This is a genomic window from Rhizobium sp. BK196, assembly GCF_014193255.1.
Classification (GTDB): Bacteria; Pseudomonadota; Alphaproteobacteria; order Rhizobiales; family Rhizobiaceae; genus Rhizobium.
Genome location: NZ_JACHZB010000008.1, coordinates 297,014 through 308,505, shown reverse-complemented (window position 1 = coordinate 308,505; position 11,492 = coordinate 297,014). Strand labels below are relative to the sequence as shown.

Annotated in this window: 11 protein-coding genes; 1 reads left to right on the top strand and 10 read right to left on the bottom strand. The window is 60.2% G+C overall.

The window, feature by feature from the left end; genetic code table 11:
* From FHT78_RS24410 to FHT78_RS24365, 10 genes are all read right to left on the bottom strand, one after another.
* Positions 1-1,034: methyl-accepting chemotaxis protein (locus FHT78_RS24410; RefSeq protein WP_183749146.1), on the bottom strand; the 1,034-nt coding region annotated here is incomplete at its 3' end.
* 349 nt (positions 1,035-1,383) lie between these two features.
* Positions 1,384-1,836, bottom strand: coding sequence for a plant virulence effector HPE1-like domain-containing protein (locus FHT78_RS24405; protein WP_183749145.1), 453 nt, complete (start codon positions 1,834-1,836; stop codon positions 1,384-1,386).
* Positions 1,837-1,943: 107 nt separating this feature from the next.
* Positions 1,944-3,215: a phosphoribosylamine--glycine ligase gene (gene purD, locus FHT78_RS24400; protein ID WP_183749144.1), complete on the bottom strand. Its 1,272-nt coding sequence runs from the start codon at positions 3,213-3,215 to the stop codon at positions 1,944-1,946.
* 91 nt (positions 3,216-3,306) lie between these two features.
* A complete protein-coding gene (locus FHT78_RS24395; protein WP_183749143.1) occupies positions 3,307-5,244 on the bottom strand; it encodes a DUF2207 domain-containing protein in 1,938 nt (645 codons plus the stop codon).
* Between the two features lie 35 nt (positions 5,245-5,279).
* Positions 5,280-6,551 (bottom strand): 3-phosphoshikimate 1-carboxyvinyltransferase, encoded by a 1,272-nt coding sequence (gene aroA, locus FHT78_RS24390; protein ID WP_183749142.1) that lies wholly within the window; start codon positions 6,549-6,551, stop codon positions 5,280-5,282.
* Between the two features lie 83 nt (positions 6,552-6,634).
* On the bottom strand, positions 6,635-7,186 hold the full coding sequence (locus FHT78_RS24385; RefSeq protein ID WP_183749141.1) for a LemA family protein: 552 nt from the start codon (positions 7,184-7,186) through the stop codon (positions 6,635-6,637).
* Positions 7,187-7,246: 60 nt separating this feature from the next.
* A complete protein-coding gene (locus FHT78_RS24380) occupies positions 7,247-7,798 on the bottom strand; it encodes an AAA family ATPase (RefSeq protein ID WP_183749140.1) in 552 nt (183 codons plus the stop codon).
* The gene (locus tag FHT78_RS24375) at positions 7,795-8,754 is read right to left on the bottom strand and encodes a glycine--tRNA ligase subunit alpha (protein WP_183749139.1); all 960 of its coding nucleotides are present in this window, start codon (positions 8,752-8,754) and stop codon (positions 7,795-7,797) included. Before FHT78_RS24375 ends, FHT78_RS24380 begins: the two co-directional genes overlap by 4 nt.
* A 111-nt stretch (positions 8,755-8,865) precedes the next feature.
* The gene (locus FHT78_RS24370) at positions 8,866-9,057 is read right to left on the bottom strand and encodes a hypothetical protein (RefSeq protein ID WP_183749138.1); all 192 of its coding nucleotides are present in this window, start codon (positions 9,055-9,057) and stop codon (positions 8,866-8,868) included.
* 18 nt (positions 9,058-9,075) lie between these two features.
* Complete coding sequence (locus FHT78_RS24365; RefSeq protein WP_183749137.1) at positions 9,076-9,936, bottom strand: S49 family peptidase; 861 nt, start codon at positions 9,934-9,936, stop codon at positions 9,076-9,078.
* 193 nt (positions 9,937-10,129) lie between these two features.
* Here FHT78_RS24365 and FHT78_RS24360 point away from each other — a divergent pair, with 193 nt between their 5' ends.
* Positions 10,130-11,473: an Nramp family divalent metal transporter gene (locus FHT78_RS24360; RefSeq protein WP_183749136.1), complete on the top strand. Its 1,344-nt coding sequence runs from the start codon at positions 10,130-10,132 to the stop codon at positions 11,471-11,473.
* The last annotated feature ends 19 nt before the right edge of the window (positions 11,474-11,492 follow it).

Genomic DNA, 11,492 nt, shown 5'->3' with positions numbered 1-11,492 from the left:
CTGACCTGGGCCATGGCAGCTTCCAGATGCGAGAGTGCATCGTTGAAGTTGTCGCGCAATGCCGCATACTTCTGGCCGATGTCGGCGCAGCGCACCGTCAGGTCGCCGCGGGCGATCTGTTCCAGCGCCTGACCGATGGTGCTGACGACACGGGCCTGCAGCAAGGCTTCATCCTGTTGATGGCGCAGGTTGCTTTCGCGCTCGCTTTCGAGCGCCAGCTGCTGGGCAGCCTCGCGCTCCGACATCGCGTGACGCTCCCGGATCTTTTCCTGAAGCGACTGCGTCGCCTTCGCCATCATGCCGACCTCGTTGTTCATCCCCGTATGCGAGATGGCAATCGAGACGTCTTCCTCGGCAACAGCCTGCAGCGCGGTGTGAACGTCCTTCAGAGGATTCGATATGCCGCGGATAAAGTAGGCCGCAACGGCCATGCCGCCGACGAAGACGATCAGCGAGGCAGTCAGAGCCTTCCAGATCGTCGCATTGATCTTCTGCTGCAGATCGTCGAGATAGACGCCGGTACCGACGACAATCTTCCAGGGTTCGAAGGCCTTGGAATAAGCGCCCTTGAGGAAGACCTGGTCTGCCGGCTGGCCGGGCTTGCCCCAATAGTAGAAGGTACGACCGCCGCCGGCCCTGCCGTGGTCGACGAGCGCCTGGCTGAATTTCGTGCCCGTCTTGTCGACCTGACCGCTCATATCCTTGCCGATATTGGTCGGATTCGGATGGAAGACCTGGACGACGTTGTAGTCCATGCCGAAGAGATATCCGGATGGCTGGAAGGTCACGCGCTTCAGGATGTCGAAGGCTTCGGCCTGGGCGGCCTCATGCGTCATTTGGCCGGCCTTCTCGCGTTCGTAGAAGGTGTTGAGGACGGAGATGCCCGATTCGACCTGCGTGCGCAGCATGTCGAAACGCTCATCATAGATCGCCTGCTCGGATGTGCGGATTTCAAAATAGGTTGCGACTGCAAATGCAGCCATCAAAACACCGACCAGCGCAAAAAGCTGATGAGCAATCTTGAGTTTCTTCATGATTGGCCTCACGGAAAAGATGAAATGCGGTATCCCGGATCGGTCAACTCCCGACCTGCGCGCGAAAAATCGCGCGCTCAGCTAGCGCAATCATGCGTCCTCCGGCCCTCAGTAAGTAAAATTAATGTGAATGATTAAATTATCTTTTAACAAAGGCAGGGCTTCTACTCGGGCGCCCTAGTAGAATTGATGGATATCTTCTTGCAGACTTGTATAGGTTGCACCTCTTCATGAGCACAATCACATAAATTAGAATATACTTATTTAAAATAAACAAACGCACCCTGCTTCTCTTCAGAGGTGCGTTCGCAACGATCGAAACTCTGATCGGACTGTTATCGGATCCGAATTAGAAACGGAGCTCAAACGCGGAAGCGTCGAGAGGCGTGGTTCCACTCATGCCAGCCGCTACCGGCTTCGTATAGCCGCCGACCACGGCTGCTGTCGCCTGATTGTCGATACCTTCTGTCGGCGCCGGCGGGGCCAGCGCAAGCATCTGCTCGGGCGTTGCCTTGCTCACGAAGAGGACAGGGGAACCGCCCATCCAGTTTTCGGTGCGATAGATCTTTTTCTCTCCATCGACATCACGGACCTCGGCATGCTGCAAAGCACCGGGACGCAATTCCGGCACCGAATAATCCTTCTTCGAGGCTTCCAACTGAAGCGGCGGGCACTGGTCGCAGGTTTCGGTAATGATGCTGCCGGCTTCCTCCGGCCTGCTCGACCCGACCACTTCGATCGAACCGGCCATGGCGGAACCAGCCGCCAGCAGAAATACTGCACTGAGGAAAATCTCACGCATCAACACTACTCCGCCTCATATCAGGAGCCAGATTAGCGCAGCTTTGTTTCCATCCCGTCAGAGGAAAGGGTAAAAATTTAGCGAAACGGGCCGTGTCCGTCCGCCGCTTATGCCTTTTCGCGTTCGACCGCACGCCAGCCGATATCGCGGCGGCAGAAGCCGTTTTCCCATTTTACCCCCTCGATAAGGGCATAGGCGCGGTCCTTGGCCTCGCCGACCGTGCGGCCAGTCGCCGTCACGTTCAGGACGCGGCCGCCGGTTGCCACCAGAGCACCGTCCTTCAGCGATGTGCCGGCATGAAACACCTTCTCGCCCTCGCCGGCTGCCGGCAGCGCTAGGATCGGGGTGTTCTTCTCATAGGAGCCCGGATAGCCTTTCGAGGCCATGACGACGGTCAGTGCCGGGTCGTTGGTCCACTCGGCCTCGACCTGATCCAGGGTGCCATGGGCGCAGGCAAGCAGCAGCGGCAGGAGATCGCTCTTCAGCCGCATCATCAGCACCTGGCATTCCGGATCGCCGAAGCGGACATTGTATTCGATGAGTTCCGGCCCCTTGGCGGTGATCATCAGGCCGGCGAAGAAGACACCGCTGAAGGCATGGCCGCTTTCGGCCATGCCGCGAATGGTCGGCTCGATGATTTCCTTCATCGTACGCTCGATCATCTCGGCCGTCATGACGGGTGCGGGCGAATAGGCGCCCATGCCGCCGGTGTTGGGGCCGGTGTCGCCCTCGCCGACGCGCTTGTGATCCTGCGCGGTTGCCAGCGGCAGCGCACTCTTGCCATCGCAAAGGCAGAAGAAGCTCGCCTCCTCGCCATCGAGATAGGCTTCGACGACGACTTCAGCCCCGGCTTCTCCAAAAGCGCCTTCGAAACAATCGTCGACAGCGGCGAGCGCCTCATCGAGCGTCATAGCGACCGTCACGCCCTTGCCGGCGGCCAAGCCATCGGCCTTGACGACGATCGGCACGCCCTGTTCACGGATATAGGCCTTGGCCTTCGGCGCATTGTTGAAACGCTGATAGGCCCCGGTCGGGATATTGTAACGGGCGCAGATATCCTTGGTGAAACCCTTGGAACCCTCGAGCTGGGCAGCGGCGGCCGAGGGGCCGAAGACTGCAAAGCCAGCTGCGCGCAGCCTATCGGCGATGCCGACAACCAGTGGCGCTTCCGGTCCGACGACAACGAAATCGATCGCCTTTTCGCGGCAAAAGGCGACGACTGCATCGTGGTCGTCGACGTTGACCGCGACCAGTGTTGCATGTTCCGCTATGCCGGGATTGCCAGGCGCGGCGTAGAATTCCGTCATCAGCGGCGATTGCGCCAGTTTCCAGGCAAGTGCGTGCTCGCGTCCGCCCGATCCGATCAACAGAACCTTCATGCCTGATCCCTTTCCTGCTGGTCTGGCCTGTGGGCCTGGCCCGTTGGTCTGGCGGTTAAGCGGGAAGGCCCGAAAGGTCAAGCGGGAAAGCTTACCAGCCCCCGCCGCCGCCGCCCCCGCCACCTCCGCCGGACGAGCCGCCGCCGGAAAAACCCGAGGACGAACTGGAGGGCGGCGGTGAAGGAATAGTGGATGCGATCGTCGAAGCCATCGACGACGAGAAGCCGCCGATACGATCGGAAAAGCTGCCGCTGTTGAAATCGCCGGAATACCAAGCGGGGCTATAGGCAGCCGCAGCCGTTCCGGCTGCAGCAGCCGCCAGCCAGGTCTCGAACGTGCGCGACCATGGCTTTTCGACACCAAGCGCCACGGCATAGGGCAGCAAGGTCTCGAAATGTTGCGGCGACATTTGCGGCGCGCCGGCCATGTTCATCCGGTCCTTTTCGGCGAGCGTCAGATATTGCCGCAGACCATCGACGCCAGCTGTCATCTTGGCACCGAGCGGTGTCGGAGCGCCCATAATGAAGAAATAGAGGATGTTGAGGAGCACGATGCCGCCCACCGCAAAAAGCATGGGCGTTTCGTGGAATTCCATCAGCGAAGAGCCGAGCGCCAGCACCACGGCCGAGAGAATGCTCAAGCCCACAAAAACGGCGATAGCGATGGCGATGACCGCGAAAATCTTGCCGACGAGCGAACGGCCGCGATGCAGCGCCTTTGCAAAGCCTGCCACGAAGACAGACAGGAAGACGGAAATACCGATGGGGATGATCATCAGCGCAATCGTATCCGGCTCCAGCGAGCCGAAGACGAAGAGCGCCACTAGGGCGGCGGCGCTTAAAATCACGCCGCCGGTGATATAACCCGCATTGGAATTGTAATATTTGCCGCGGTGTTCCCGTTCGATCGACGAGCGGAAGTTCTGGCCGACCGATTTAACCTTTTCGCCGTTGGCCTTGTCGATGGTGAGCGTATCGCCGCTTCCCCTGACCGCCTTCAGGAGCTCGGACTCGCCGGCCTGGAGCTTCTCCTTGCCGAGCGGCTTGTTGGTACGGCGGATGACGATCGAGTCCTTGAGATCTCCCAGCGTGACGTAGCCGCGCACGGCAAGATCGAGCGCGGTTGCCGAAAGTGCGGTCCAGCCCTGGCCGGAAAAGCCTCTGTTGTCGACGTAATTGACAAGCGCGGGCGAGATACCAGAAGGCGGGTCCCAGCGCGGTACGACAATCTCGCGCGCTGGATCACGGCCAACCTTCAGCCAGGAGCGCGTGTAATAGAGGAAGACGAGGATGAGGCCGCCGAAACCGATGAAATAGTCGCGGTTATCGCTGAACCACCAACTGCTTTCCTGATCGGCACTCGGCGGATCGATCGCACCCTTCGGCAGTTTCGCGGCAAAGGTCAGCCCCTCCTGCGCGCCGAGGGGCGCGGTGGTCGCGACGACCAGTCTGCCGTCGTCGACGCTCGCTCGAGCATTCTTGCCAGTGGCACCGACGGGACCAGTGAAGAAGGTGACATCTTCGGGCACGACGCCTTGAGGAAAGGTGACCGTCGCTACCGCTGAACGGATGGGAAAAATCCAGCCGTTGCCGGTGACGTTCCAATAGAGCTCGTCATGATCGTCGAAGTAACGGATCTGACGGTTCGTTTTGTAGGTGAAGACATATTGATGGCGGCCGGGAGAGATCGTCACGTCTTCGGAGCCTGCATAGATGCGGATGCCACCAGTGATGGCTTCCGTATGCCAAGGTTCGTCCCTGCCGTCGCGCTTGACCGAGGCGACGCTGAAATCGACGCTGCGGCGTCGGCCGCTCGCATCCCTGAAGGTCAGTGGAAAATCGCGGAAGATGCCCCGCCGGATGCGGTCGCCTTCGGCATTGACGATGATCGTTTCCGCCACCGTCATCGCCCCGCCCTTTTCCAGCTGGATGGCGGAATCGAAGGAGGCGATGAACTCCTCAGCCGTTGCTGCTTGCGCAGACAGCACCAGCAGCAATGCGAAACAAATGCCGAAAAACCGCCGGATCATGTCCCCTCCCCGGTTACGGTTTACCCCAACTCAGCTCAGGCCCCGTCCTTGTAGGCAATCCCCAGTCCCGCAAGCGTACGCCAGTAGGCAGGGAAGGTCTTGCCGACGCAATCAGGGTCGAGAATGTTGATGCCGTTGATCTTCAGGCCGGCGAGCGCAAAGCTCATGGCGATGCGGTGATCGGCAAAGGTATCAATGTCAGCCGGCAGCGTCTGACCGGCGAGTTCAGGATCGGAATGGACGATCAGATCATCGCCCTCCTCGACCGCCAGGCCTTCGCGAATGTTGTTCAGGCCAGTCGACAATGCGCGGATGCGGTCGCATTCCTTGACGCGAAGGTTGGCAATGCCGACGAAGCGCACCGGCGTCTTGTTGAACGCTGCAAGAACCGCGATCGTCGGGATGGCATCCTGCATCTGCGAGCCGTCGATTTCGGCCGGCAGATGCGGGAACTTGGCGATCGTCTCATAGGCCTTGGCATCAGGCTGCGTGAACGCCTCGTTGGCGACGCCGAGATCGATCTTGCCGCCGCTCAGCACTTCGGCCGCCCAAAGATAGGTTGCAGCCGACGCATCCGGCTCGATGACGAAATCGGCGGCGGTATAGCCGGTCGCCTGCACACGCCAGGTCGCGGCATCGAGCTCCTCCACTTTGGCTCCGAAAGCTTCCATGGCGGCAAGGGTCAGATCGACATAACCGCGGGCGCCGATATCCGTGCCCGCGAGCGCGATCGTCACGGGTGCGTTGGCGCCCGGATTGGCAAGCGGTGCAGCCATGAGAAGGGCCGAGACATACTGGCTGGACAGGCCGGCATCGATCTCGACGCGGCCCGAGGCGAAATGACCGTTGCCGCGCACGGTCACCGGCGGGCAACCGGTCGGGGCCTCGGCATCCAATCCAAGCGACTTCAGCGCTGCGACCAGCGGGCCGATCGGGCGCTTGCGCATATGCTCGTCGCCATCGACAACGACAGTTCCTTCGACGGAGGCAACGGCCGCCGTCAGGAAGCGGGTCGCCGTGCCGGCATTGCCGAGGAAGAGGGGCGCTTTCGGCTGATGCAGCTTGCCGCTGCCGGTGACAACGAAGGTCGTGTCGTCGGGCTCGTCGATCTGCACACCCATCGCCCTGAGTGCCTCGGCCATATATTTCGTGTCGTCGCTCTTCAGCGCGCCGGTCAGCCGGCTCGTGCCCTTGGCAAGACCTGCCAGCAGCAGGGCGCGGTTGGTGATCGACTTCGAGCCCGGAACCACGGCACGACCGATGAGCGGCTTGCCCGGCGGGATGATGGTGAGCTTGGCTTTACTCATTGCGCTTGTCTCTTCTGTCCATTGCAGGGGCCGCAAGAGGCCCTATCGGACTGCTCATAGCAGTTTTTGTGCAAAGACAAAGGTCAGAACTTGACGGTCGGTACGGCGCGGTCCGCCTCGTTGGCGATTTCGAAATATTCGCGCTTGGAAAAGCCGAACTGACCGGCGACGAGGTTCGACGGGAAACTCTCGACCTTGACGTTTAGATCGCGGGCAGCGCCATTGTAATAACGGCGCGCCATCTGGATTTCGCTTTCCATCGTTTCCAGCGAGGCTTGCAGTTCAGAAAAATTCTGGTTGGCTTTGAGATCTGGATAGGCTTCAGCGAGCGCCATCATCCGGCCAAGCGCCTGGCCGAGCAGACCTTCCACCTGCGCCCTGCCCGCGACATCGCCTGATGGAACGGCCTGCGCCCTGCTCCTAAGTTCGACTACCTCTTCGAGCGTAGTTTTTTCGTGAGCGGCGTAACCTTTTACGGTCTCGATCAGGTTCGGGATCAGATCCGCACGACGCTTCAGCTGCACATCGATGCCGGACCAGGCCTCCTCGGCCATCTGCCGGGAACGGACCAGGCCGTTGTAGATAAAAACGAGGTAGAGCACGACCAGAACGATGACGCCAAGTGCAATATACATCGCGAATCCCCGCAGCGAAGTAATGTCCGCGCGGAGACTACTCAGGTTTACTGGCTGCCGTCAAACGCCGATATCGGCCAGGATTTGGACAGTCGTCTGCTCCGGTGAAAGGTTTGTCGTATCGATTTCGATGGTGCGTTCAGCCAACCCACGCAGCAGTTTATAGTTTGCCCGCAGCCGTTGCAGCATCGCCGTATCCGTCAGCTTGAGCGCCTCGGATCGGCCAGGAGAGATGAGGCGCCTGGCATTCTCCTCCGGCGCGCAATCGAGGAGAATCGCGATCAGATCCGCGCCTCTGGCGGCAGCCAAATCGAGATACCAGGAGAACGTCGCACTATCATACCCGTCATCCGCAAGAGCATCGGTAAAGACAAAGCTTTCAGCCGGATCGGCGCGCACGGCGTGATCGAAAAACGTTTGCCGAATCTGCTCACGCAGTGATGCATGCAGCGGGTTGCTGCGGGCGAAAAGAGCTTCGGCCGGATTAAGCAGCATATGATTGTCGATGAGCCGCGCGCCGAGCCTTTTCGCCAACAAGCGGCCGATAGTCAGCTTGCCAATGCCTGGCCAGCCGTTGATATGAACTATCCGGCTGGCAGGCTTTTGCGTCACGCGGCCTCTTTCGACAAGTTGACGCCACCGGCATCCGTCAGCAGGAAGGCTTCGCCACAGGCCTTGGCAAGAGTGCGTACACGCAGGATATAACTCTGGCGCTCGGTAACCGAGATCACGCCGCGGGCGTCGAGCAGGTTGAAAACGTGGCTGGCCTTGATGCATTGATCGTAGGCCGGAAAGACACACTTGTGCAGACGCTGGTTGGCGTTATCGCCCGGCGCGCCGGCGGCGAGCAGCGCCTGGCATTCCTTCTCGGCATCGATGAAGTGACGATGCAGCATCTCGGTATTGGCGAATTCGAAGTTATGGCGGGAATATTCCTGCTCAGCCTGCAGGAAGACGTCGCCATAGCTGATTTTCTCGTCGCCTTCGCGGCCGTTGAAGTTCAGATCGTAGACATTGTCGACGCCCTGGACATACATGGCCAGACGCTCCAGACCATAGGTCAGCTCGCCGGCGACCGGCGAGCATTCGATGCCACAGACCTGCTGGAAATAGGTGAACTGGGAGACTTCCATGCCGTCGCACCAGCATTCCCAGCCAAGGCCCCAGGCGCCGAGGGTCGGGCTTTCCCAGTCATCCTCGACGAAGCGAATATCGTGCAGCAGCGGATCGAGGCCGATGGCGGCGAGCGAACCGAGATAGAGTTCCTGCAGGTTCGGCGGGTTCGGCTTCAGGATGACCTGATACTGATAGTAGTGCTGCAGGCGGTTCGGATTTTCGCCATAGCGGCCGTCGGACGGGCGGCGGGAGGGCTGCACGTAAGCGGCCTTCCACGGCTTTGGGCCAAGCGCGCGCAGCGTTGTGGCCGGGTGGAAGGTGCCAGCGCCCACTTCCATGTCATAGGGCTGCAGAACCGCACAACCCTTGTCCGCCCAGTAATTATGCAGGGTGAGGATCAGCGCCTGGAACGAGCGCTTCGGGTTCATATGGTCTGGAATTGTCGCGGACATGGAGGGGCACCGATTGCTTGAAGTATGAGCGCGACAGGTGCCACGCAGCGCTGCAGGGGTCAAGGCTTTTGCACTGTATTCGCCTAAAGCCAGGTGCTGCTTGGTCGAGCGTTATTCGTCTTCCTGCTTGAGACGATATTCACCCGTCGCTGGGTCCTTCACCAGCGTGCCGATAGCGCCCGTTTGGCGCTCCTTCTCGGCGCGGCGGGATTTTTCAGCAAGCTTCTGCGCGTCGGAGATGAAGCGACGGTAGAGCCACCAACCCGCGCAGACGAGGATCAATAACGTAATAAGCTGTGCCATTTCCCCTCGTTTCTCCCGTCAAAGCCCGTAGCGGCTCCACAATGCCCTTTCCTCGGCCGCTTCGACAAGCCCGGATGCGAAGCCGGATGCCGCCCCTTCGAACGAAACCGGCGACACACCGGGAATACGGCGGCCGAGCAGGCCACGAGCGGCCGTGACGAGCTGCAGCTTCGTTTTCTGGCCATAGCGTTTCTTGAGCTCCTGGCGCATGTCTCCGAGCCCGTCGATCAGGCCGAGTTCCAGGCCGCGCGTGCCGCTCCAGAAGAGGCCGGAGAAAACTGTCGCATCGTCCGTCAGCTTACCGGCGCGGCGCTCGCGCACCATCGAGATGAAGACCTGATGGATCTCCAGCTGCAGGCTCTTCAGATATTCGATGTCCTTTTCCTTCTCGGGCTGGAAGGGATCCAGGATTACCTTGTTTTCGCCTGCTGTGTAGACGCGACGCTCGACACCGATCTTCTTCAGGAGTTCAGGAAAACCGAAGCCGCCAGAGACAACGCCGATCGAGCCGACGATGGAGGTCGGGTCGGCGATGATCTCATCGCCCGCCAGCGCGATCATATAGCCGCCGGAGGCTGCCACATCCTCCACGAAGACCAGAACCTTCTTCTGCTTTTCACGCGCAAGCTCCCGGATGCGCGTGAAGATAAGGCGGGACTGGACGGGCGAGCCGCCCGGCGAATTGATGGAGATGGCAACGGCCGGCGTGTCCTTCATGGAGAAGGCCTTTTCCAGCACCGGCGCAACATTGGCGACATTGAGGGTCGGGCGGAACTGGCCACCTCCGCTGATGATCGCGCCCTGCAGCCTGACGACGGGGATGACGATCCCATCCTTGCGAAACCGCTTCGGCATCAATTTTCTCAAAAATCCAGCCATTTCTCTTCCTTAAACATGATCGGCGGCGCCAGCATGCATATGCACATTACACGGGCATTGCATGTATGCGTTGGAACGGCAAACGCAATGGCCGCGTTCAGAAAAGGACAGGCAGCACTTTTCTTGTTGCGAATGACTTGCATTATCATTCTAATCGGGCATAGTGCCGGTATAGTTAAACAGGTGAAATGGCATGGACATCGTAAATCCGAAGGCAAAGGGCGGCTGGCGGACCGAGCGCGGGGAAGCTTCACTCTCCGACGTCTACCGTACGGTTGGTACGGGGCGGCACAGCTCCACGTGGCGGCGCGCGGCAGCCTTCCTCGGCCCCGGCTACATGGTGGCGGTCGGCTACATGGACCCTGGCAACTGGGCGACCTCGCTCGCCGGCGGATCGAAGTTCGGCTATGCGCTGCTAACCGTCGCACTGCTTTCGAACATCATGGCAATCGTGCTGCAATCGCTTTGCGCGCGTCTTGCGATCGGCTCCGGCCGCGACCTGGCGCAGGCCTGTCGCGATGCCTATCCGAGCTATGTCGCAGTGCCGCTCTGGGCTTTTGCGGAAATCGCCATCATCGCCACCGATATTGCCGAAGTGATCGGTACGGCGATCGGCCTCAATCTGCTTTTCGGTATTCCACTCGAAATCGGCGTGCTGATCACAGCACTCGACGTGTTCGTCATCCTTCTGCTGCAGAGGCTCGGCTTCCGCTGGATGGAGGCCTTCATCATTACGCTGCTCGGCGTCATCGCGATCTGCTTTGCGATCCAGATCTTCCTGGCCGACCCGCAATGGGGCGCCGTCATCAAGGGCTTCTTCCCGACGACCGAGGTCGTTACCAATCCGGAGATGCTTTATCTGGCGCTTGGTATTCTGGGTGCTACCGTGATGCCGCACAATCTCTATCTTCACTCGGGTATCGTGCAGACGCGCTCCTACGGCCATACCGTGCCGGAGAAGAAGGAAGCGCTGACGTTTGCGACCCTCGACTCCACCGTGGCGCTCTGTTTCGCACTTCTGATCAACGCCTCGATCCTGATTCTTGCCGCAGCCGCCTTCAATGCCAACGGCAAGACGGATGTGGTGGAGCTCGGTGAGGCGCATTCGCTGCTGTCGCCGCTGCTTGGCCTTGCCATTGCGCCGACCCTCTTCGGCATCGCGCTGCTCTGCTGCGGCTTGAATTCCACGGTTACCGCCACGCTCGCGGGGCAGATCGTCATGGAAGGCTTCCTGAAAATCCGGCTGAAGCCCTGGGTGCGGCGCCTGATCACCCGCGCCATCGCCATTGTACCCGCGGCTTTCGTGACAATCTGGTACGGCGACCAGGGTACTGCTGAACTGCTGATCCTGACCCAGGTGGTGCTTAGCCTGCAGCTTTCCTTCGCTGTCTTCCCGCTGGTGATGTTCACGTCGAGCAAGGCGAAGATGGGGGAACTCGTCGCTCCGAAATGGCTCAGCACCGTTGCCTATGTGGTCGCTGTCGTGATCGCTGGTCTGAACGTCAAGTTGCTCCTCGACTTCGTGACCGGAGGCTAAGCTTGTTCTCGGGCAATCC

Excerpts from the sequence above, each read along its gene's own strand:
- FHT78_RS24405 (WP_183749145.1), bottom strand. The coding sequence starts at position 1,836 with ATGCGTGAGATTTTCCTCAGTGCAGTATTTCTGCTGGCGGCTGGTTCC.
- purD (WP_183749144.1), bottom strand. The coding sequence starts at position 3,215 with ATGAAGGTTCTGTTGATCGGATCGGGCGGACGCGAGCACGCACTTGCC.
- FHT78_RS24395 (WP_183749143.1), bottom strand. The coding sequence starts at position 5,244 with ATGATCCGGCGGTTTTTCGGCATTTGTTTCGCATTGCTGCTGGTGCTG.
- aroA (WP_183749142.1), bottom strand. The coding sequence starts at position 6,551 with ATGAGTAAAGCCAAGCTCACCATCATCCCGCCGGGCAAGCCGCTCATC.
- FHT78_RS24385 (WP_183749141.1), bottom strand. The coding sequence starts at position 7,186 with ATGTATATTGCACTTGGCGTCATCGTTCTGGTCGTGCTCTACCTCGTT.
- FHT78_RS24375 (WP_183749139.1), bottom strand. The coding sequence starts at position 8,754 with ATGTCCGCGACAATTCCAGACCATATGAACCCGAAGCGCTCGTTCCAG.
- FHT78_RS24370 (WP_183749138.1), bottom strand. The coding sequence starts at position 9,057 with ATGGCACAGCTTATTACGTTATTGATCCTCGTCTGCGCGGGTTGGTGG.
- FHT78_RS24365 (WP_183749137.1), bottom strand. The coding sequence starts at position 9,936 with ATGGCTGGATTTTTGAGAAAATTGATGCCGAAGCGGTTTCGCAAGGAT.
- FHT78_RS24360 (WP_183749136.1), top strand. The coding sequence starts at position 10,130 with ATGGACATCGTAAATCCGAAGGCAAAGGGCGGCTGGCGGACCGAGCGC.